Here is a 20429-nt window from a genome sequence, read left to right as displayed (position 1 = left end):
CTAGATCGCGAAGTGGCGCAGATCCAGTGCCAGCGATGTGCGGGGTGGCACCGCATGAACAGTCTCCGGCGCAGACGGCGTATGCGCCAGAAACTCACGCGTACGCGGACTGACCGGCGCACGGAATAGCGCGTTAGCCGGACCGTGTTCGACAATCACACCGGCCTCGGTGAAATACACCGCATCGCTGACTTCCTCGGCAAAGCGCATCTCGTGCGTGACGAGCACGCAGGTCATGCCGTCCCTCACCAGATCGCGGATCACGGTCAGCACTTCGCCCACGGTCTCCGGATCCAGCGCCGAGGTCACCTCGTCGAAGAGGATCAGATCCGGCTGCATTGCGAGCGCGCGTGCAATCGCCACGCGCTGTTGCTGACCGCCTGACAGTTCACCCGGGTAAGCGTGCGCCTTGTTCTCGAGGCGGACCTTCTTCAGCAGATCGTAAGCGGTGCGAGTGGCGTCGGCTTTGTCGCGCCCCAGGATCCGAACCGGCGCGACAAGCAGATTGTCCAATACGCTCAGATGCGGAAACAGGTTGTATTGCTGGAACACGAAGCCGACGCGCTTGCGTAGTTCGATCTCGTCGCGTTCAGAGGCGAGCTGATCGACGCGGGTGCCGTCGACTTCGATCTCGCCGTACTGGGGACGCAATAGTCCCGTAATGCAGCGCAAAATCGTCGACTTGCCCGACCCGGATGGTCCGATGATCGACACGGCCTGGCCGCGGAACACGTCGAGGTCGATGCCCTTGAGCACCGGCGTCGCGCCGAATGACAGATGCACGTCGCGCAAGCGGACCAGAGGGCGCGGACCCGCAGCGGCTGCGGGAGCGAGCGAGACATCAGCTGAAAGCATAGCGTTTCTCAAGAAGGCGGGTGAAGCGCGCGATCGGGTAGCAGTAAGCGAAGAACAGGCCGAGCACGGTGAAATAGACGAGGACCGTGAAATCCGCGCGCGCCACGGTATTGCTCGCCACCTGCGCGGTGTCCAGCAAATCGTGCACACCCACCAGCGAAGCGAGCGCGGTCGCCATCGTGATGCTCGCGTACAGGTTCATCCACGGCGGCAGCATCCGCTTCACGCATTGCGGCAGGATGATCCAACGGAACACCTGGCTTCGGCTGAACGCAAGCGAACGTGCCGCATCCCACTGTGCATGAGGAATCGACTGGATTGCGCCGCGGAAGATCTCGGCGAAGTTGGCGCTGGCAGGCAGCGCGAGACCGAGCGTGACCTTGAACCAGTCGGGAAACGGCACGATGTGTTGACCGAGTGCGATTTCGAAAGGGAATACGTAGGTCGAAAAATAGATCAGCACCAGCAGGGGGGCGTTTCGAAACACCTGCACATAGCTGCGAACAATCAGCCGGACGCCCCGGATCGGCGACAGCAGCAAGGGGCCGAGCGCAAGACCGGCGAGTGTGCCGAGCGCGACGGCAAGCAGGCTGATTTCGATGTTGACCCACAAAGATTTGCCGAGCGCCGGTGCCCACGTGATGAGGGCGGCGAGTGCGGGATAGCTTGGGCCATGCGCGATCTCGTGTTCGGCGAGCGCCAGCAGCGCGGCGACGCCGACTACGCTGGCAAACGCAAAGAGGGAACGGTAGCGTCCGTCCCGCGCGGGCACGGTGATGGATTCAGTGGCCATAGCCGGGCATCCTCAGACGAACTTCGAGCCAGCGTCCCGCGCGATTGATCGCAAAGGTCAGTGCGCCGAAGAACAGCAGGATCAGGATCATCAACTCGAGCACGTTGTCGCGCTGCGTCCAGATCATGATCGATGCATACGTGATGTCGCCGACGGCGATTGCGGAGGCAACCGTGGTCATCTTGACCAGGTCGACCATGTTGTTAACGAGCGCGGGGAGTGCATAGCGCAGCGCGAGCGGCAACTGCACGCTCCAAAGGCGCTGGCGGCGGCTGAAACCGAGCGACTGGGCCGCTTCGAGTGTGGTGCGCGGCACGGCTTCGATACCGGCGCGCAGGGCTTCGGCATGAAACGCGCCTTTGTGCAGCGAGATGACGATCGCGCTCCAGATGAACGGCGTCAGCGGATTGCCGCCCAGATTACGCAGCGCCTCGCTGAGCAGCATGTTGATCACCAGAAAGGCGCAGAACAACTGCACGAGCGTCGGCGTATTGCGCGTGATCTCGACGAACACGCGAGCGGGGCGCGCGAGCGCCGGACGCTGTGAGGTGAGTAACGCCGCCAACGCCACACCGGCGCCCAGACTGCCGAGCGCCGTCACGAGCGAGAGTTCCAGCGTGACCAGCATGCCGTGCAGGAACGACGCGAGTTCATCAGGCGCGAGCACGAAACTGTAGTTCAGCCCGATCCTGCTGATCGCATCGACCACGCTAGTTGCGGCGTGCGAGAGCACTTGCGTCGACTCGCTCATGCACCTTGCGCCTTGTACTTCGTATGCAGATCGAGCACGGCCTGCGAGGGCTGCATGCCGTTCTTGTGCTCGACGTCGATCAGCCAGCCGCTGCGATGCCAGTCCTGCACGATTTTTTCGAGCGCGCTCTGCGTATCCGTTTCACCCTTGCGAACCCAGATCACCGACGGCGACGGAATCAACTCGTTCGATACGGGAATCGTGTAGTCCTTCCAGTCCGGATTGCGTGCGACGAGCAAGCGTAGCGTAGGGGCAACGTGAACCGCGGCGACGCAGTTATTACCGCGCAGCGCGAGCAGCGACTCCGGCTGGCCGCGGAATGCCTTGACCTGTGCGCCATATTCTTCGGCAAGCGGTTTCGTATAGTTGCTGCCCTGCGAGACGCAGACGGGCTTGCCGCGCACGTCGTTCCAGGTCTTGATGCCGCTGTCCTTGCGGGTAATCAGCGCGCCGCCGATTTCCTCAAACGGGGTTGGCGGATAGGAGAAGAGTTCCGCGCGCTCCTTGGTGACTTCCATGTTGGCGATCAGGGCATCGACCTTGCCTTGCTGCAGGAACTGCACGCGGTTCGACGGTTGGACCGGCGTCAATTCCACGTCGACGCCGAGTCGTTTCGCGACGTCGTTCGCGAGATCGATATTAAAGCCGAGCGGTTTCTGGGTGGCCGGGTCCAGCGAGCCGAACGGCGGCCCCGACAGGATCACGCCGATGACGATCTTGTGCCGCTGATGAATCCGATCGAGTGTCGTATCGGCGTGGGCGGCACTGGCGCCCAATGCTGCAAAAAGCGTCACGGCGCGCAAGGCGCGCTGGAGGGTGGGGCGGGTCGGTCGGCTGAACATGAAAGAGTAGGCGGAAGTCAGGTTGGATCCTGATATCGCTCCGGCCGATCGGTGTGACGTCGTTGCTATGAGGCCACCATGACTCGCCGGAGGAGAAATACAGGATGCGATTCGGGACTGCCTATTCTCGGCATGTGTGACGCCGGAAAGAACCAAGGATTTTTCATACCGTTATCTGATTCGCGCATTTATGCAGACGTGAGCGTTGTTGAAGCGGAGAAATGGATGTTGTGGCGGATTTGACGGGCTAATTTGACCGGCGATCCACCGGTTGTGTGTACCGCGCTATATCCGGCTGATACGTTTGCTGCCTGTTGCGGCACGCCGGCATGCTTTTGGAAAGCATGCCGGCGTGTTTGTGCGGCTAGCGCGTTGATGCTCTTCTGAATCAGAAATCCAGTCCCGGCCCACCTGCGCCCGGACCGCCCGGCTGGCCGGCTGCCGGCGCATCCTTCGGTGCTTCATGAACGGTGGCGTCGGTGGTCAACAGCAGACCCGCAACCGAGGCCGCGTTTTGCAGCGCCGTGCGCGTGACCTTGGTCGGATCGAGCACGCCCGATTCCACGAGGTCGCCGTATTGGCCGGTCTGTGCGTTGTAGCCGAAGTTGCCCGTACCTTCGGCCACTTTCGCGACCACCACGCTGGCTTCTTCACCGGCGTTCGTCACGATCTGGCGCAGCGGTTCTTCCAGCGCGCGCAGCACGATCTTGATGCCCGCATCCTGATCGGCGTTCACGCCTCTGAGTCCGCTGATGGCCTGCTTCACGCGGATCAGCGCAACACCGCCGCCCGGCACGATACCTTCTTCGACCGCAGCGCGCGTGGCGTGCAGCGCGTCGTCGACACGGTCTTTCTTTTCCTTGACCTCGATCTCGGTCGCGCCGCCCACCTTGATGACCGCCACGCCGCCCGCCAGCTTCGCCACACGTTCCTGCAGTTTTTCGCGGTCGTAGTCGGAGCTTGCTTCCTCGATCTGTGTGCGGATCTGCTTCACACGCGCTTCGATGTTCTTGCTGTCGCCGGCGCCGTCGATAACCGTGGTGTTCTCCTTGCCCACCTCGATGCGTTTGGCTTGACCGAGTTCCGCCAGTGTCGCTTTCTCGAGCGTCAGGCCGGTCTCTTCAGCGATCACCTGACCGCCGGTCAGAATCGCGATGTCTTCGAGCAGGGCCTTGCGGCGGTCGCCGAAGCCCGGCGCCTTGACCGCGACGGTCTTCAGAATGCCGCGAATGTTGTTGACCACGAGCGTAGCCAGCGCTTCGCCTTCCACGTCTTCCGCGATGATCAGAAGCGGGCGGCCGGCTTTGGCGACCTGCTCCAGAATCGGCAGCAGATCGCGGATATTCGACACCTTCTTGTCGTGCAGCAGCACGAACGGGTTATCGAGCACGGCAACCTGCTTATCCTGATCGTTGATGAAATACGGCGACAGGTAGCCACGATCGAATTGCAGACCTTCCACCACGTCGAGTTCATCGTCGAGCGACTTGCCGTCTTCCACGGTAATGACGCCTTCCTTGCCGACCCGGTCGATCGCTTCGGCGATACGCTGGCCGATCGACTCTTCGCCGTTGGCCGAGATCGTTGCGACCTGAGCGATTTCCTTGCTGGTCGTGGTCGGCTTGCTGATCTTCTTCAGCTCGTCGATCGCGGCGATCACCGCTTTGTCGATGCCGCGTTTCAGGTCCAACGGGTTGAGACCTGCCGCGACATATTTCTGGCCTTCACGCACGATGGCTTGTGCGAGCACGGTTGCGGTGGTGGTGCCGTCGCCGGCGGCGTCGCTGGTGCGCGAGGCGACTTCCTTCACGAGTTGCGCGCCGATGTTCTGCACGCGGTCCGGCAATTCGATTTCCTTGGCGACCGAGACGCCGTCTTTCGTCACCACCGGCGAGCCGAAGCTGCGTTCCAGCACGACATTGCGGCCCTTCGGACCGAGCGTGACCTTGACCGCGTTGGCCAGAATGTTGACGCCTTCTACGAGTTTCGAGCGGGCGACGTCACTAAAAATAATTTCTTTTGCTGCCATGGTTTGATGCTCCGTTCGTTATTGCGTGACGACTGCGACGACATCTTCTTCGCGCAGCACGAGCAGTTCGTTGCCGTCGACTTTGACCGACTGGCCGGCGTACTTGCCGAACAGCACGCGCTCGCCGACTTTCAGGTCGGGCTCGATGCGTTTGCCGTCGCTATCGCGCTTGCCCGGCCCAATGGCGATCACTTCGCCCTGGTCTGGCTTTTCGGCGGCGCTTTCCGGAATGACGATGCCTGAAGCAGTTTTGGTTTCCTGGTCGAGGCGCTTGACGATCAAGCGGTCATGCAAGGGACGTAGGCTCATGGTTCGACTTCCGCGATTGAAATTTGGCACTCGTCGCTGGTGAGTGCTGACCGGAATCGAGTATAGAAAGATGCCGCGCGACGCTCCAATAACGGATTCATCGATCCTTATCGGCGAATGGCATTTCAGAAACGCGCATATCAATAGCTCGATTCGCTGGTTTTGCAAGGTGGGCCGCGTCCCTATACTGATCCGTCGAATCGGCACGTCCCATTGGGACGCCGATACACGCTCACAGGACAATCAGCCGGATCAAGCCTGATCCGTGCGCTTATACAAGGAATGACGGCATGCAGGTCTCTCAGGAAAGCACAGCACGTGCACGGCTTCAGGCGGCGCTCAGCGCGTTGCCGGCGCTCGCTAAAGCGATCGGCGAAGATGCCGCGCAACGCGAGGTGCGGCGCGAGTTGCCGTTCGACCGCTTCGCATTGTTTCGCGAATCGGGGCTCGGCGTGCTCCGTTTTCCGGTCGAGTGGGGCGGCCTCGGCGGTTCGCTGGAAGATCTCTTCCATGTGATCGCCACGCTGGCTGCGGAAGAGTCGAATGTCGCGCACGCATTGCGGATTCATTTCGATCTGACCGAGCAGTTGGTGCTGTCGCCGCGCTCCGCCTTCAACGACACGCAGATCGAGCGTGTACGGGAAGGGGCGATCTTTGGAGGTGCGTCAACGGAGATCGGCACATCCAGGCCCGGCGAAATCGTCACCAAGCTGGTGCGCGACGGTGAGCATTTTCGCGTAACGGGCAAAAAATATTACTCGACCGGCACGGCGTTCTCCGACTACGCGCGTATCAACGTGCAGGATGAAAACGACGAGAAGGTATCAATCGTTATCCCGGTCTCACGTGAAGGCCTGCAAGTGCTCGACGATTGGGACGGGATGGGTCAACGCATGACGGCGAGCGGCAGTCTCGTGCTCGACAACGTGCAGGTATTTGCCCATGAAATCGCAACGCGCGGCTATACGAGTCTTGCGGGCCGCCATGGCAGCGCGGTGCGGCAATTGCATCTGGTCACGGTCGCGGCGGGTATCGTGCGCAACATTCTCGCGGATGCGCGGCGCTACGTGACGCAATACGGTCGCCCGGTGCTGCATAGCCCGGCGCCCTCGGCACGCGAGGACGGTTTCGTGCAACAGGTGGTGGGCGATCTCGCGGCGCATAGTCTATCCATCGACGCGCTGGTCGCGCAAAACGCACGCACGCTGGACCGTTCGGCAAATGCAATCCGTAGCGGCGCAGCCAATGCGGAAGAACTCGTGCTGGAAGGGTCCTTGGCTACCGCCAAAACGCAACTGGTGGTCAGCAAGCTGGCCCTCTATGCGGGCGAGCGTCTGTTTGAAATCGGCGGAGCATCGGCCACTGGGCGAGCGCACAACTTCGACCGTCACTGGCGCAATCTGCGCACCATCTTCAGCCACAACCCGTTGCTGCATAAAGCACGCGTGATCGGCGATTACGAGTTGAACGGCGTGACCACGCATCTGACTGAAGGGCGGGTTTTCTGAAACGCTGGAAAAAACGCCACGATCCTTTCACCCATCTTCCATTGATTGAATGCCATGAGCCGAGATCTGTTATTGCTGTTGGAGCCGGGCTTCACCGATCCGAACCACCCCGGCGAGCGCTTCATCTGTCCTGATGGCGCGCCTATCGAAGGTCTGCTCGCGAGCGATCCTGCGCTCAACGCACGCCTGGATATTCGCCGCTTGCCGTTTCCGCGTCCGCGCGCGGCGGTGGTGGAGGCGCTCGATGCTGAGCACCAGAGTCTGCCGGTGTTGATTTTCGGCGACGAACAGGCTGCGCCGGCTGATGCCAAGACGCTGGGCGAAAAGCGCTTCGTGACCGATACGCGCCGGATCCTCGATCTGCTCGCGCAGCGCCACGGTTTTCCTAAGGTGCATTGACGCAGCGGCTTGAGGTCGGCTTCGCGTAGCGATAGCAGTACGCGCTCACCGAACAAATTGAGGCCCGACTGACAATCGAAAAACTCAGCTGCGCGTCGTCGACGCCGACGAGCGCGCAGCCAGAGTTGAGTGAGTCACAGTGAGTCTTCAGTTCAACGCGACCGCAGCGGCGGCGCTCACCGGCGAGCCTTCGATCGCGACAGACTGAGCACCGTCCGGGCCAACCGGCACATCACCCACCAACGTCGTGCGATACAACTGCCGGTCGAAGTCGAGATCGAAAATATCCGTAGGGGCGAGGTGAGCCGTCGCGCGGTTGTCCCAGAACGCGACGCTGCCGGCCTCCCATTTGAAGCGCACGGTGAATTCGGGCCGCGTCACATGTTCCCAGAGCAGTTCGAGCAGCACCTGGCTTTCGCGTGGCGTCACGCCGACAATCGACTTCAGGAAACTCGGGCTCACATAGAGTGCCCGCTCGCCCGTTTCCGGATGCACTCTGACGAGCGGATGCTCGGTAACGAGAATGCGTTGTTCGACGGCTTTGACGAATGCTTCCGTTCCACTCGCGCCGGCTGGTGGCGCAAAGCGATGCAGCCCGCGCAGGCCATCGACAAACGTGCGTAACGGCGCGGACAGCTTCTGATACGCGGCCACCAGATTGGTCCATTGCGTATCGCCGCCGTACGGCGGAATGGTCACGCCGCGCAGGATCGACGCCCAGGGCGGATTGACCGCGGCCGTCACATCCGTGTGCCAACCAGTCCAGGGCCGCTGCAGCGTTTGACCCTCGAAACGGGTCGCCTTGCGGTACTTCGAGATCGAATAGATTTCCGGATGACCGTCGACATGGCCGAACACCGGATGTCCCAAAGTCAACTCACCAAACTGCGTGGAGAAAGCAATATGCTGCTCATGCGTCAGAAACTGCTCGCGAAAGAACACAACGCGCCACTTAAGAAGCGCCGCGCGAATGTCCGCGATCTGACGTGCATCCAGTTTCTGTGTGAGATCGACACCGTGGATTTCAGCGCCAATATGCGCGGAAAGCGGATTGACCTGAATCGACTGTACTTCCTGCAATGCGGCTGCGCTCATGGGAGGCTCCTCGCGAAAGAGAACGTGTTGCGTCAATATCCCGCTACGGCGGGCACCTGTTTTGTCTCGGTGGTATAGCGGTTTGCAGGTCGCGGCAGCCCGAGATTCTCGCGTAGCGTGCGGCCCTCGTATTCGGTGCGGAAAAGTCCGCGCCGCTGCAATTCCGGCACCACCAGTTCGGCGAATTCCGTCAACCCGCCCGGCAACCACGGCGACATGATGTTGAAGCCATCGGCGCCTTCTTCTTCGAACCACTGTTGCAACTGGTCTGCGATGCTCTGCGGCGTCCCGACCACCTGCTGGTGGCCGCGCGCGCCGGCAATGCGTAGATACAGATCGCGGATCGTCAGGTTTTCGCGCCGTGCGAGATCGAACAGCAGGCGTTGACGGCTCTTGCCACCATTGGTTTCCGGCAGCTCGGGCAGGGGCCCGTCGACGGGATACTGGGAAAGGTCCACGCCGCCCGACATGTTCGACAACAGCGACAGACCGACCGTCGGATGAATCAGGTCCTGCAGCGCGGCGAACTTCGCGTCCGCTTCTTCCTGCGTACGGCCGACAATCGGAAAAATGCCCGGCATGATTTTCAGGTGATCCGGCGAGCGGCCGTATTTCGCGAGGCGGCCTTTGACGTCGCGGTAGAACGACTGCGCTTCATCGAGTGTCTGATGCGCGACGAAGATCACCTCTGCGGTTTGCGCCGCGAGCTCACGTCCCGCTTCCGATGCGCCGGCCTGCACGACGACTGGCCACCCCTGCGGCGAACGCGCGACGTTCAACGGCCCGCGCACTTTGAAATGCTTGCCTTTATGACCGAGCACGTGCAGCTTGTCCGGATCGAAATAGACGCCGCTTTCCTTGTCGCGGATAAACGCGTCGTCTTCCCAGCTATCCCAGAGGCCTGCCACCACATCGTAGAATTCGCGCGCGCGTTCATAGCGGACCGCATGCTCCGGATGGCGTTCGAAATTGAAATTGAGCGCCTCGGATTCGGTGCTCGACGTCACGAGATTCCAACCCGAGCGTCCGCCGCTCAGATGATCGAGCGACGCGAATTTGCGCGCGAGGTTGTACGGCTCGTTGAATGTGGTGGAGACCGTGGCGATCAGGCCTACGTGTTTCGTCACGACAGAAAGCGCGGACAGTAGAGTCAACGGTTCGAAGTGATCGGCACGTGCGGTACGAGATAGCGAGGGTAGATTCGTGTCGCGCACGCTGACGCTGTCGGCGAAAAATATCGTGTCGAATTTGGCGCGTTCGGCGATCTGCGCCAGTTCCGCGTAGTGCGCGAAATTGAGTCCGCCGCTCGCGAGTGCATCCGGGTGCCGCCACGCGGCGATATGGTGGCCCGTCTCCATCAGGAAGGCGCCCAGTTTGATCTGTCGCTTCTGGCGATTTTCGCCGCTCATCGTTGTCTCCGCGAAGGGTTTGTGTGTATGGGGGGGCCGCGGGTGTTACCAGGCGAGTCGCCATTCGGTGATCGATGGATTCGCTACTGGAATGCGCGTGCCGCCGTGTGGCGTATCGCCGTCGTGAGGTTCGCGGCGCGCGGCGTCGTGCTCAGCGTCGTGCTCGGCGAAGTCGGCCAGCACTTCGTCGCGCAAACGAATGAAGCGGGGATCGTTACGCTCGCGCGGACGCGGCAGCGCGACATCGACGATCCGTTTGATGCGGCCCGGCCGTGGCGCCATCGTAACGACGCGGTCACCGAGGTAGAGCGCTTCGTCGACGTCGTGTGTAACGAGAATCATCGTGATGCGTTCGTGTTCCCAGATGCGTTGCAATTCGTTCTGCAGGCGGCCGCGCGTGAGCGCATCGAGCGCGCCGAATGGCTCGTCGAGCAGCAGCACGCGTGGACGGTTCACGAGGCCGCGTGCGATCGCCACACGCTGCGCCATGCCGCCCGACAACTGATGGGGATACGCATTCTCGAAGCCGTTCAGGCCGACCAGCGCGATGTGCTGTGCGACCGCATCGCGTTTTTCTCGTGCCGAAAGCGGAGCATTACGCAACGCGGCGAGAATGTTTTGCGATGCCGTGAGCCACGGAAACAGACGGTGATCCTGAAACACGATGCCGCGTTCGAGCGACGTATCGCGCACCTTGTCTCCGGCAACGACAATATCGCCGCTGTAATCGCTGTCCAGTCCCGCGATCAGCCGCAGCAAGGTCGATTTACCGCAACCGCTCGAACCAAGCACGCTGACGAATTCGCCGGGGCGCACCCGCAGGCTGATGTCGTCGAGCACCGCGAGCGACGTGCCGCCTTGTTGCGTATAGCGCTTGCTGACGTGAAGAATGTCGATGCTGTCGGAAAGCGTGGAAGAAGTCATGTGCGGACCTTGATCGGTAATCTCTGTTTAGTGCAAACCCAGCACAAATTCAGCGCATAGCCGGTGAATGTCGGCTGCGTGCTTATCGAGCGGCGACCTGCGAACGGCGTGCAAAGATCGCCCGTTCCACCGCGCGCGCCAGCGCGTTCAACGCCCAACCGGTCACGCCGACCACGATCACGCCGAACAGCACCAGGTCCATACGGAACTGCTCGCTGCCGTCGATCAGCGTATTGCCGATCCCGCTGCCTGCCACCAGCAGGTATTCCGCGCCAAGCGTGGCGAGCCACGAATAGATCAGCGCGAGATAGAGTCCGGTGAAAATCGACGGCAATGCGGCCGGCAGAATGACAGCGCGGATCAATTGCCAGCGCGAATAGCGAAATGCGCGCGCGACTTCGATGTAGGCGCGCGGCACAGCGTGGATGCCGTCGCACGTGTGTGCGGCGACCGGCAGCAACGCCGCGAGCGAGAGGAACACGACTTTCGCTGCATCGCCGAGACCGAACCACACGGAAATCAGCGGAATCCACGCAAACAGGGAGATCTGTTTGAACGTGTCGAAGCTCGGGCCAATCATGCGCGTGGCAAGCCGCGAGAAGCCGAGCGCGCTGCCGAGCAACAGGCCACCTAGCGTGCCGATCACGAAACCGCTCGCTTCACGCACGAGCGAGGCGGAAAGGGCCTTGAAAAGCGCACCGCTGACGATTTGCTGCCAGGCGGTGGCCAGCACCTGCGCGGGGCTGACCAGCAAGCCGCTCTTGACGACGTGCGCTTCCGAGATCGCCCACCAGATCGCAATGGCGACGATGGGCAAGACGGCGCCGCGCCAGTCGACGCGTGAGAGCAGGGACCGGCGCGGTCGCGCCGCGCGCTGGAAGGAGGCGGGCACGTTACTGCCGCAGTCGCAGGACGCATCGGCCGACTGTTTTAATCCGGCTGGCCGCTTGAAGAGAGCAAGACTCATCGTGGATACCTCATATACGGTGCGTGGCGGCAATCGGCGCCATGAGCATCACTCGCGAAACGCCGACGGTTGACCGCGCCGCAAACGCGCTTCGAGCGCGTCGAGCGAACGATTCATCGCGTAACCGATGGCGCCGACCACGACGACCGAAGCCATCACCAGGTCGAGCTGGAACAGTTGCCGCCCGTAGACGATCAGATAGCCGAGCCCTTCGGACGACGCCACCAGTTCGACGACCACCAGTGCGAGCCACGCTTTGGTGAACGCGAGCCGCACGCCGGTGGCGAGCGTCGGCACGGCAGCGGGCAGCACGAGATAGACGATCCGTTGCCAGCGCTTGTATTCGAAGACGCGCGCGACTTCATCGAGCGAAGCGGGTGTCTGGCGGAATCCTTGCAGCGTGCTCAACGTCACGGGAACAAGCGCGGCATGCGCGATCAGGATGTATTTGAGCGGCTCGCCGACACCGACGAGCAGCAGCAGAAACGGCAGCCAGCCGAGCACTGGAATCTGCACCAAAGCATTGAAGCTCGGTAGCACATAGGCTTCGAAGATACGTGACAGACCGAGCGCCGCGCCGAGCACAAAGCCGACCAGGGTGCCCGCAGCGAAGCCGAGCAGCACGCGCTGGAGACTGATGAGCGTATTGCTTGCGAGATCGCCGCTTCTCGCCAGTTCGACAAAGGTGTCGAACACCCGCTCGGGTGGCGGCAAAATCTGCGGCGCGATCCAGCCGCGCTCGCAACCGGTCGCCCATAAGGCGAGCAGGACGACTGGCAATACCCACGGCGCGAGATGCCAGGCGAGGGCGCGCAAGCGCGCATTGCGATAGAGCGGCGCGCGCTGCGCTTCATCAGCGCGGCCGAGCCGTTCGCTATCGACCGGAAATGCGGTTTCGCTCATCGTGATCGCTCCCGTTTTAGCTGAGCGGCTTGCCGGCAGCGTCGTAGCGCGTCCAGTAGTGGTCGAGTTTTTGCGTGCGCAGCGCGTTGTCGAGATATTTCGTCTCGAACCAGCCGTCGACCTGGACGGGTTGCCGGATCAGTTTGAGTTTCAGCGCATCCGCCGCGACCGCTTTATAACGCGCGACGATGAACGGATCGATCAACGGCGAATTGCGGTCTTTCAGGCTTTGATTCGCGAACTCGGCCTGCCATGAGGAGTAGGGCACGCCGCTTTTTGCCCATAGCTTGAAGAGCGCATCGCGGTTCGCTTCATCCGACGACCATTGCGCGCCTTGAACGAACACGTTGACGACGCGTTGCACGACATCCGGATGCGCGTTATCGAAATCGTCGAGTACCAACAGATGCGATTGACGCGTGAATTGCGGCCCATCGTTTTGCGATTCGTAGATGATTTTCGCGAGACCCTGGTCGCGCAGCTTGTACAGGTGGTAATCGTTGACCGACGCATCGATCCCCTTGGAAGTCAGCGCGGCGAGCGAACTGGCGAAATCGAGATTGATCACACGCAGGTCGCGCTCTTCGAGCTGATTGGCGGCGAGCGCGTTGTCGGCGACCAGTTGCAGATTGGTGCCGCGAAAGATCGATACGCGGCGGCCTTTGAGGTCTTTGATCGAACGCACGTCCGAATCCGGGGGCACGGCGATCTTGATGCCGGTACGCACGCCCGAGGCGATCAGGAGGCGAGTCTTCAGGCCGTTGGCGCGAGCGAGTACTGCAGGCAGATCGCCTTGAAAGGCGAAGTCGAGTGACTTGTCGGCGATTGCTTCATTCACTGCGGGGCCGGCGCCTTTGAAGAACAGCCATTCGACCTTGATGCCGTCGGCGGCGAATTCCTTTTCGAGCGACTGCTGCAATTGCACCGTCGCCGCTGGTGATCCGCCAAAGGTAGGTGGATCGCCCGTGCCCTGCTGCGCGACGCCGATCCGGATCACAGCGGGTTTGTCAGCGTAGGCATGACCCGTGGCAAGCGACAGGGCCGCCACGGCAACAAAAGATTTCAGCAGACGAAAATAGCGCATTCGGCGATACCGATCGATGGAAGGAAATGGAGTGCAAATGCTCAGATGGGCAGAGAGCTGGCAATACACGTTAGATTCGTGTGCGCTCGAATCCAACCAATCATTGCTGATAAGAAAATCTGCAGTAGTTCGAACCACGTTGCCTGAAAGGGTCCGTGCGGCACTAGCGCGGTGCAAGTGCGTGATTCCCGATTTGCATAGTTAAATTCGTCGTTTTGCCGACATGGATTGCATGGCTACCATTCGACGCTTCAGCCATTCATGCGAACACGAGATCATGTCCACTGTTGCTTTTCCATCGACCGTCGCCGAGCCGCAGGCGCCGGCCGGTAACACAGCGTCTCCCACTGTCATCCGTAGTGCGCAGGATGTTTCGCGCATCGTCAACGCAGGCGCTGCAAAGGGCAGCAACGCACGCATCGTGATTGCGATCGCGCTGGGTGGAGTCTTTCTCGATGCTTACGATCTGACGTCGCTCGCTTACGGGATCAAGGACATCGCGCGCCAGTTTTCACTGTCGCCGGTTCAGGTGGGATTCGTCTCGTCGGCGATCACGTTCGGTGCGATTCTCGGCGCACTGTTCGGCGGGTATCTGACCGATCGCATCGGCCGTTATCGCGTGTTTATGGCCGATATGCTGTTCTTCGTGATCGCGGCGATCGCAGCCGGTCTCGCGCCGAATGCGTGGGTGCTCGGCGGGGCGCGCTTTCTGATGGGCTTCGGCGTGGGGCTCGATCTGCCGGTGGCGATGGCGTTTCTCGCCGAGTTCTCGCGGGTGGCGGGCAAGGGCAACAAGGCGGCGAGTGTCGCCGCGTGGTGCCCCGCATGGTACGCAGCCACGAGCACCTGCTATCTGCTGATTCTCGGGCTGTACGCGATTCTGCCGGAGCATCAGCTTGGCTGGCTATGGCGTCTGACGCTCGCGTTCGGTGCGGTACCGGCCATTGTGATTATTCTCGTGCGCAGCCGCTATATCAGCGAATCGCCTGTTTGGGCAGCGAACCAGGGCGATCTCGAAGAGGCGGCGCGCATTCTGAAGCGCTCCTACGGCGTCGACGCAGTGGTTGAACGAAGCGCGACACCGATCAAGGCACCGCGTGCGGCGTCCTGGCGTAACTACGGGGTACTGTTCAATGCGACTTACCGGCGCCGCACGATTCTTGCCGCGGTGATCGGCAGTGCTTCTTCGTTCGGCTACAACGCGATTATTTTCGGCTTGCCGGTGATCATCACCAGCTTCTTTCATCAGGGGCCGCTTACGACGATCATCGCAGCGCTCGCGCTGAATCTGGCATTTGCGTTCGTGGGCGGACTGATCGGCGTGCGCACCGCACCGACCGTCGGTGCGTGGAAGATGACCGTGCTCGGGCACTCGCTGCAGTTCGCCTCGCTGATCGGCCTCGCGTTGATCGGCAAACCGGGCAGTGGCGCGCTCGTGGTGGTTGCGATCCTGTTGCTCGGCGGCTATCTATTCGGGCAAGGTTTCGGACCTGGCTCCCACTCGATGACCTATGCGTCGCTGAGCTACCCGACCTCGCTGCGCGGAATCGGCGTCGGTTTCAATCAGACCTTGGTGCGTTCCGCGTCGACGGTTTCGTTGTTCCTATTCCCGGTTCTGGCCGCTGCGTTCGGTACGAAGGTTTTCTGGCTGATCGCGATTGCGCCGTTGACTTCGTTGCTCGTGCTGCTGGCGATTCGCTGGGAGCCATCGGGCTATGACATCGATGCTGAGGACTACGCGGAGCCGCCGGCCAAAGCAAACGCGGCGCTGGCGTAGCGTTTCAACAATCACGCGGCGCGCTCGACCAGGCCCGGTCGCAGCTGAGTGAGCGCGCTACATCCCAGCAGGCGCATGGCGATATGCATCTCCTGCATCATCAAGGCCAGTACCTCCTTGACACCGGCGCCGCCGCGCGACGCGAGACCGTAAAGCGGCGCACGCCCGAGCAAGACGCCGCGCGCGCCCAGCGAGACCGCTTTCAACGCATCGCTGCCGCGCCGCACGCCGCCGTCGACGAACACGTCGAGACGGTGACCTACGGCGTCGGCGATTTCCGGCAATAGTTCGAGCGGCGCGAACGTGCTGTCCAATTGCCGTCCGCCGTGGTTCGATAGCACGATCCCATCCGTTCCGCGTGCGAGCGCCAGCAATGCGTCGTCGCGCCCCTGAATGCCTTTCACGATCAGCTTGCCGCTCCAGTGCCGCCGGACCCATTCGAGATCTGCCCAGCCGAGCGTCAAGTCCATCTGCCGGCTGAGCATGGCGGCGTGACGCGCCAGATCGGCCCGTTCGCCGACGCTCTCTGCGATGTTCTTCAATTGCGGCGAACCATGGCGCGCCATCTGCCAGCACCAGTGCGGATGGCGGATGCAATCGGCAATGAGCTGCGGCGATAGTCGCAAGGGCAACGCGAAGCCGTTGCGCGTGTCGTGATCGCGTTTGCCATGGACCGGCACGTCGACCGTCAGGACAAGCGTGGAAAAGCCGGCCGCGCTCGCGCGCCGCATCAGGTCCTCGGCAATACTGCGGTCCTGCTGCACATAGAGCTGCATCCACAGGTCGCCGCGCGGCGCGGCGGCGCGCACGTCTTCGAGCAGGGAGGTGGACGCTGTCGACAGAACGAAGGGCAAGCCGGCTTCGCTCGCGGCGTGGGCGAGCAGTTCATCGGCACGCGGCCAGAACAGACCGTTCAAACCGGTCGGTCCGACGATCAACGGCGCGGCCGCCTCCCTTCCTAAAAACTGTGTGGCGCTCGAGCAGCGCGACACGTCGGTCAGCACGCGCGGTTTGAAGAGCCACTGGCGGTAGGCCTCGACATTGCGGCGCAAGGCGTCGCCGTCCTCGGCGCCGCCGTCGAGATAGTCGAAGGCGAGCCGCGGTAGACGTTTCTGGGCGGCGATCCGGTAATCAGCTACGCATGAAAGCATGAATGCTCCACAGACTTCAAATTTGCTGCGGTTGTCCGATTCAATCGCATTACAATCGAGATAACTGCTATTCGATCTGTCTCGACGATCTGTTTAAGGCTGCGATACCACCATGTCAGAACACGCCAGAGGCACAGCCCGCAAGATCAAGGCGGCTGAACCGGAGCCGACGCGCTCGTCGCTGTTCGTCGGCTCGACCGCGAAAGCGTTTCAGGTCTTGCATGCGTTCGACGGTCCGAACCGTCACATGACGCTCGTCGATATCGCGAGGACGTCCGGCCTCGACCGCAGCGCGACGCAGCGTCTCGTGCATACGCTGGAAGCGCTCGGTTATCTGTACCGTGTTCCCGACACGCGCAACTACGGTCTCACGACGAAAGTGCTGCAGTTCTCCTACAACTACGTGCGCGCCAACGAGCTCATCGACAAGGCCTCGCCGTATCTGCTCGACATCAGCCGGCGCCTTGGCGAGACCACCAATCTGCTGGAGCTCGACGGTCACGAGATCGTGTTCGTCGCGCGGTTTCCGGGCCAGCATTTGGTGAATATCGACATCGTGGTCGGTGCGCGTTTGCCGGCCATGTTCACTGCCGCCGGCATCGCGATCCTCTCGCGTCTGTCCGACGACCGCGTGCGCGAGATCCTCGCGCAAACGCGCCTCGAACCGCTCACGCACTACACCGAAACCAATCCCGACAAACTGCTCGAGCGGGTGCGCAAAGTCGCCCGGCGCGGTTATGCGGTGATCGAGAACGAAACCGTGCTCGGCGATATTTCCGTTGCCGCGCCGGTGACGGATCACGGCGGCATGGGTGTCGCCGCGATCAATATCTCGGTGCCGACCTCGCGTTGGTCGCGTGAGAAAGTGGAAGCCGAACTCGCGCAACACGTGCAGGTGGCCGCAACCTCGATTTCGAAGTCGCGGCTCACGGGCTATCAGCGTTGAGCCGTCACTAGGCGCTCAACTAGGCGCTCACTAAGCGGTCACAGCGGCCGCTCGAAAGTATCGAGCTGCTTTTCCAGCTCGATTCGCAAATTCGCCGACAACTCCGGCGCCGCCTGGATCAGCGGCGCGAGCATCGTCGGCGCATGCACGCCGATCAGATCCATCACCGACTTCATCGGTCCGGGATTGGTTTCGGCAAACGCCAGGTTCATCAACGGAATCAGCGAGCGGTGCAGCGCAAGCGCTTCCTGCGTTTTCCCGTCGGCCGCGAGCTGATAGATCTTGCGCCACGCTTTCGGCAACAGGCTCGCCGTCACCACGATGCCGCCACGCGCGCCCGCTGCGACATGCAGCGGAAACAAAGTGTCTTCGCCACTCAGCACGGAGAACGACTCGTCGACGCCGGCGACAGTGCGCAGGAAGTGCCACATGTCGGTATTGCACGCCTTCATACCGATGATCCGCTCGTGCTTCGAGAGTTCGTGCAGCACTTCGGGCGCGATCGAAATGCGCGTGCGATACGGAATCTCATAGATCAGGATCGGCAGTGGCGATTCGTCGGCGTAACGCAGGAAGTAGTCGCGAATGCCTGCCTGGGTCGGATTCGTGTAGTAGGGCGTAAGCACCAGCAAGCCGTCCGCACCCGCTGCAGCGAATTCCTTGCCTGCCTGCATGGCGTCGTGATATCCCGGATCGAGCACGCCAGCGATGACAGGGATGCTGCCCGCCGCTTCCTCGGCGGCGATACCGGCCATGCGGATGCGTTCGGCCCGTGCCAGCGCGCCGTATTCGCCCGTACCGCCGAGCGGCACGACGCCGTCCACGCCCTGCTTGAGCAGATAGCGCATCAACGTGCGAGCCGCGCCGCTGTCGATCGTGTCGTCGGCGTTGACCGGTGTCGGAATGGCCGGCAGAACGCCGCGTAATTGTTGTGCTGAAAGCATAAAGAGTCTCGGTGAATGAATGGGATTCAGGCGGTGAGGCTGCGCCGGCGCAAACGGTCCGCAACCCAGATGAGCGCGGCGATAAAGATGAAGAGGCACGTCGAAACGGCCGCGATAACCGGCGAGATCTGCATCGTGATTTCGTCCCAGAACTGCTTGGGTAAGGTCGTGCTCAAACCGCCCGAGGTGAAGAGGGCGATGGTCAGTTCATCGAACGAGGTCGCGAAGGCGAACAGGAACGACGACATTAAACCCGCGCCGAGAATCGGAAACGTGACGCGGCGAAGGGTGGCCCACGGACGCGCGCCCATGCTCTGCGCGGCGAGATCGAGACGGGTGTCGTAGTTGCGCAGCACGGCCATCATCGTGATCACGACGTAGGGCACGGCGACCGTCGTATGGGCCAGCACCAGGCCGAGTGACGATCCGACCAGACCAATCTTCGCGAAGAAGTAGAAGATGCCGACCGCGATGATCATGCGCGGCACGACGATCGGCGAGAGCACGAACGCCAGCATGGCCGCCTTGCCGCGCATGCCGCCGCGCACCAGCAGGAACGCGGCGGGCGTGCCGATCAGCATCGACAGCAAACCGGTGCCGATACCCACCAGCATCGAGCGCGTGATCGCCTGCATCCACAGCGGCGAATCGACGATCTGCCGATACCATTGCAGCGAAAATCCATGCGGCGGCCACGCCAGCCCGGAAGCCGAATCGAACGACAACGGAATCATCAGGAAGGCCGGGGCGCTGAGAAACACCAGCAGCAGGAACACGATCACGCGCAACGTCAGGCTTTCGCCGCTGCCGGACACGCTGCGTTTGCGGCCTTTGCGCGAGCGGGGCAGCACGGCGAGCAAGGCGTCCGTCGCATTACCGAGCGCGGTCAGAATCAGGTCGCCGAGCTTGCGGCTCCAGCCACCCGCACGTGAGCCTTTCGCGCCTGCGCTTTCGCCCGCCATGGTCGAGAGGCCGACCATGCGGTCGTACACGAGGAAGACGATCAGCACCACCGCAAGCAGCAGCACCGAAATCGCGCCGGCAAAGCCCCAGTTCAGCGCCTGCATGACCTGATCGATGATCAGTTGCGTGATCATCGTTTGATGACGGCCGCCCAGCAGCGTCGGCGTGATGAAGAAGCCGATCGCGGTGACGAACACCATCAGGGCGCCAGCCGCGACACCCGGCAACGACAGCGGGAAATACACCTTCCAGAACACGGTGCCGGGACGCGCGCCGAGCGTCGCCGCGGCGCTCGGCAGACGGCGGTCGATGTTCTCCATGACCGACAGCATGGTCAGCACCGCGAGCGGCATCAGCGCATGCACCATGCCGACGATCACGCTGGAAAAGTGATAGAGCAGGCTCAGCGGTTCGTCGATGATGCCGAGCTTGAGCAGCAGTTGATTGATGACTCCGTTGCGCCCGAGCAGCACGACCCATGCAAACGTGCGCACGAGAAAGCTGGTCCAGAACGACAGCAGCACCCAGAACAGCAGGCGGTTCTTGCGTGCACGCGTTGCCGACGAGATCAGATAGGCGATCGGATAGCCGGTCAGCACCGAGAAGAACGTGGTCCATAGCGACACTTTCAGCGTGATCAGCAGTACGTCCACATACACGGACGATGCGAAGAGCCGCTTGTATTCGATCAGCGTGAAGCCGGTGTCGTTGTGAATGCTGAGCATCAACAACTGGCCGACCGGATAGACCAGCATCACGAGCAGCAGCACGACTAGCGGT

Annotated in this window: 19 protein-coding genes; 4 read left to right on the top strand and 15 right to left on the bottom strand. The window is 61.9% G+C overall.

Annotated elements, in window-relative coordinates; genetic code table 11:
• The 6 genes from KHO30_RS18385 to KHO30_RS18360 form a co-directional block, all read right to left on the bottom strand.
• Positions 1 to 855, bottom strand: coding sequence for an amino acid ABC transporter ATP-binding protein (locus KHO30_RS18385; protein WP_211701755.1), 855 nt, complete (start codon positions 853 to 855; stop codon positions 1 to 3).
• Positions 842 to 1648, bottom strand: coding sequence for an amino acid ABC transporter permease (locus KHO30_RS18380; RefSeq protein ID WP_211701754.1), 807 nt, complete (start codon positions 1646 to 1648; stop codon positions 842 to 844). Before KHO30_RS18380 ends, KHO30_RS18385 begins: the two co-directional genes overlap by 14 nt.
• Positions 1638 to 2399 carry an amino acid ABC transporter permease gene (locus KHO30_RS18375; RefSeq protein WP_093632399.1) on the bottom strand — a complete coding sequence of 254 codons (762 nt, stop codon included), beginning with the start codon at positions 2397 to 2399 and terminating at the stop codon, positions 1638 to 1640. The genes KHO30_RS18380 and KHO30_RS18375 overlap by 11 nt, the downstream gene beginning before the upstream one ends.
• A complete protein-coding gene (locus KHO30_RS18370; RefSeq protein ID WP_211701753.1) occupies positions 2396 to 3241 on the bottom strand; it encodes a transporter substrate-binding domain-containing protein in 846 nt (281 codons plus the stop codon). The genes KHO30_RS18375 and KHO30_RS18370 overlap by 4 nt, the downstream gene beginning before the upstream one ends.
• A gap of 388 nt (positions 3242 to 3629) precedes the next feature.
• Entirely contained in the window at positions 3630 to 5270 is a 1641-nt protein-coding gene (gene groL / locus KHO30_RS18365; RefSeq protein WP_093632401.1) for a chaperonin GroEL, read from the bottom strand.
• A gap of 18 nt (positions 5271 to 5288) precedes the next feature.
• Complete coding sequence (locus KHO30_RS18360; RefSeq protein WP_007177123.1) at positions 5289 to 5579, bottom strand: co-chaperone GroES; 291 nt, start codon at positions 5577 to 5579, stop codon at positions 5289 to 5291.
• Between the two features lie 290 nt (positions 5580 to 5869).
• Between KHO30_RS18360 and KHO30_RS18355 the strand changes: the two genes are divergently transcribed.
• Together KHO30_RS18355 and KHO30_RS18350 are read left to right on the top strand one after the other, a co-directional pair.
• Positions 5870 to 7087: an acyl-CoA dehydrogenase family protein gene (locus KHO30_RS18355; RefSeq protein WP_211701752.1), complete on the top strand. Its 1218-nt coding sequence runs from the start codon at positions 5870 to 5872 to the stop codon at positions 7085 to 7087.
• A gap of 54 nt (positions 7088 to 7141) precedes the next feature.
• Positions 7142 to 7486, top strand: a complete 345-nt coding sequence (locus KHO30_RS18350; RefSeq protein ID WP_211701751.1) for a DUF3088 domain-containing protein — start codon at positions 7142 to 7144, stop codon at positions 7484 to 7486.
• 147 nt (positions 7487 to 7633) lie between these two features.
• On the opposite strand, the gene KHO30_RS18345 is transcribed toward KHO30_RS18350, so the two are convergent.
• The 6 genes from KHO30_RS18345 to KHO30_RS18320 all read right to left on the bottom strand — a co-directional run bounded on the left by KHO30_RS18345 (position 7634) and on the right by KHO30_RS18320 (position 13868).
• Complete coding sequence (locus KHO30_RS18345) at positions 7634 to 8581, bottom strand: TauD/TfdA dioxygenase family protein (protein ID WP_211701750.1); 948 nt, start codon at positions 8579 to 8581, stop codon at positions 7634 to 7636.
• A 32-nt stretch (positions 8582 to 8613) separates the two neighbouring features.
• The gene (locus KHO30_RS18340) at positions 8614 to 9990 is read right to left on the bottom strand and encodes an LLM class flavin-dependent oxidoreductase (RefSeq protein WP_211701749.1); all 1377 of its coding nucleotides are present in this window, start codon (positions 9988 to 9990) and stop codon (positions 8614 to 8616) included.
• A 45-nt stretch (positions 9991 to 10035) separates the two neighbouring features.
• Positions 10036 to 10914, bottom strand: coding sequence for an ABC transporter ATP-binding protein (locus KHO30_RS18335; protein ID WP_211701748.1), 879 nt, complete (start codon positions 10912 to 10914; stop codon positions 10036 to 10038).
• A gap of 82 nt (positions 10915 to 10996) precedes the next feature.
• Positions 10997 to 11881, bottom strand: coding sequence for an ABC transporter permease (locus KHO30_RS18330; protein WP_211701747.1), 885 nt, complete (start codon positions 11879 to 11881; stop codon positions 10997 to 10999).
• 48 nt (positions 11882 to 11929) lie between these two features.
• Positions 11930 to 12784, bottom strand: a complete 855-nt coding sequence (locus KHO30_RS18325) for an ABC transporter permease (protein WP_211701746.1) — start codon at positions 12782 to 12784, stop codon at positions 11930 to 11932.
• A 16-nt stretch (positions 12785 to 12800) separates the two neighbouring features.
• Positions 12801 to 13868 carry an ABC transporter substrate-binding protein gene (locus tag KHO30_RS18320; protein WP_211701745.1) on the bottom strand — a complete coding sequence of 356 codons (1068 nt, stop codon included), beginning with the start codon at positions 13866 to 13868 and terminating at the stop codon, positions 12801 to 12803.
• A gap of 277 nt (positions 13869 to 14145) precedes the next feature.
• Here KHO30_RS18320 and KHO30_RS18315 point away from each other — a divergent pair, with 277 nt between their 5' ends.
• The gene (locus KHO30_RS18315; RefSeq protein WP_211701744.1) at positions 14146 to 15645 is read left to right on the top strand and encodes an MFS transporter; all 1500 of its coding nucleotides are present in this window, start codon (positions 14146 to 14148) and stop codon (positions 15643 to 15645) included.
• An 11-nt stretch (positions 15646 to 15656) separates the two neighbouring features.
• Here the strand turns inward: KHO30_RS18315 and KHO30_RS18310 are convergent, their stop codons facing one another.
• Positions 15657 to 16796, bottom strand: a complete 1140-nt coding sequence (locus KHO30_RS18310) for an alpha-hydroxy acid oxidase (protein ID WP_200654041.1) — start codon at positions 16794 to 16796, stop codon at positions 15657 to 15659.
• A gap of 112 nt (positions 16797 to 16908) precedes the next feature.
• Between KHO30_RS18310 and KHO30_RS18305 the strand changes: the two genes are divergently transcribed.
• Complete coding sequence (locus tag KHO30_RS18305; protein WP_093632411.1) at positions 16909 to 17742, top strand: IclR family transcriptional regulator; 834 nt, start codon at positions 16909 to 16911, stop codon at positions 17740 to 17742.
• A 38-nt stretch (positions 17743 to 17780) separates the two neighbouring features.
• Here the strand turns inward: KHO30_RS18305 and dapA are convergent, their stop codons facing one another.
• Positions 17781 to 18686 carry a 4-hydroxy-tetrahydrodipicolinate synthase gene (dapA, locus tag KHO30_RS18300; RefSeq protein ID WP_200618575.1) on the bottom strand — a complete coding sequence of 302 codons (906 nt, stop codon included), beginning with the start codon at positions 18684 to 18686 and terminating at the stop codon, positions 17781 to 17783.
• Between the two features lie 26 nt (positions 18687 to 18712).
• On the bottom strand, positions 18713 to 20404 hold the full coding sequence (locus KHO30_RS18295) for an ABC transporter permease subunit (RefSeq protein ID WP_244864090.1): 1692 nt from the start codon (positions 20402 to 20404) through the stop codon (positions 18713 to 18715).
• Between the last annotated feature and the right edge of the window lie 25 nt (positions 20405 to 20429).

The organism is Paraburkholderia aspalathi, assembly GCF_905220735.1.
Classification (GTDB): Bacteria; Pseudomonadota; Gammaproteobacteria; order Burkholderiales; family Burkholderiaceae; genus Paraburkholderia; species Paraburkholderia aspalathi.
Note: the sequence above shows the minus strand (reverse complement) of the source record. Positions and strands in the feature narration are given on the sequence as shown.

Bases quoted from the DNA above. Each gene is read 5' to 3' on its own strand.
- KHO30_RS18385 (WP_211701755.1), bottom strand. From the start codon at position 855: ATGCTTTCAGCTGATGTCTCGCTCGCTCCCGCAGCCGCTGCGGGTCCG.
- KHO30_RS18380 (WP_211701754.1), bottom strand. From the start codon at position 1,648: ATGGCCACTGAATCCATCACCGTGCCCGCGCGGGACGGACGCTACCGT.
- KHO30_RS18375 (WP_093632399.1), bottom strand. From the start codon at position 2,399: ATGAGCGAGTCGACGCAAGTGCTCTCGCACGCCGCAACTAGCGTGGTC.
- KHO30_RS18370 (WP_211701753.1), bottom strand. From the start codon at position 3,241: ATGTTCAGCCGACCGACCCGCCCCACCCTCCAGCGCGCCTTGCGCGCC.
- groL (WP_093632401.1), bottom strand. From the start codon at position 5,270: ATGGCAGCAAAAGAAATTATTTTTAGTGACGTCGCCCGCTCGAAACTC.
- KHO30_RS18360 (WP_007177123.1), bottom strand. From the start codon at position 5,579: ATGAGCCTACGTCCCTTGCATGACCGCTTGATCGTCAAGCGCCTCGAC.
- KHO30_RS18355 (WP_211701752.1), top strand. From the start codon at position 5,870: ATGCAGGTCTCTCAGGAAAGCACAGCACGTGCACGGCTTCAGGCGGCG.
- KHO30_RS18350 (WP_211701751.1), top strand. From the start codon at position 7,142: ATGAGCCGAGATCTGTTATTGCTGTTGGAGCCGGGCTTCACCGATCCG.
- KHO30_RS18345 (WP_211701750.1), bottom strand. From the start codon at position 8,581: ATGAGCGCAGCCGCATTGCAGGAAGTACAGTCGATTCAGGTCAATCCG.
- KHO30_RS18340 (WP_211701749.1), bottom strand. From the start codon at position 9,990: ATGAGCGGCGAAAATCGCCAGAAGCGACAGATCAAACTGGGCGCCTTC.
- KHO30_RS18335 (WP_211701748.1), bottom strand. From the start codon at position 10,914: ATGACTTCTTCCACGCTTTCCGACAGCATCGACATTCTTCACGTCAGC.
- KHO30_RS18330 (WP_211701747.1), bottom strand. From the start codon at position 11,881: ATGAGTCTTGCTCTCTTCAAGCGGCCAGCCGGATTAAAACAGTCGGCC.
- KHO30_RS18325 (WP_211701746.1), bottom strand. From the start codon at position 12,784: ATGAGCGAAACCGCATTTCCGGTCGATAGCGAACGGCTCGGCCGCGCT.
- KHO30_RS18320 (WP_211701745.1), bottom strand. From the start codon at position 13,868: ATGCGCTATTTTCGTCTGCTGAAATCTTTTGTTGCCGTGGCGGCCCTG.
- KHO30_RS18315 (WP_211701744.1), top strand. From the start codon at position 14,146: ATGTCCACTGTTGCTTTTCCATCGACCGTCGCCGAGCCGCAGGCGCCG.
- KHO30_RS18310 (WP_200654041.1), bottom strand. From the start codon at position 16,796: ATGCTTTCATGCGTAGCTGATTACCGGATCGCCGCCCAGAAACGTCTA.
- KHO30_RS18305 (WP_093632411.1), top strand. From the start codon at position 16,909: ATGTCAGAACACGCCAGAGGCACAGCCCGCAAGATCAAGGCGGCTGAA.
- dapA (WP_200618575.1), bottom strand. From the start codon at position 18,686: ATGCTTTCAGCACAACAATTACGCGGCGTTCTGCCGGCCATTCCGACA.
- KHO30_RS18295 (WP_244864090.1), bottom strand. From the start codon at position 20,404: ATGCTGGTCTATCCGGTCGGCCAGTTGTTGATGCTCAGCATTCACAAC.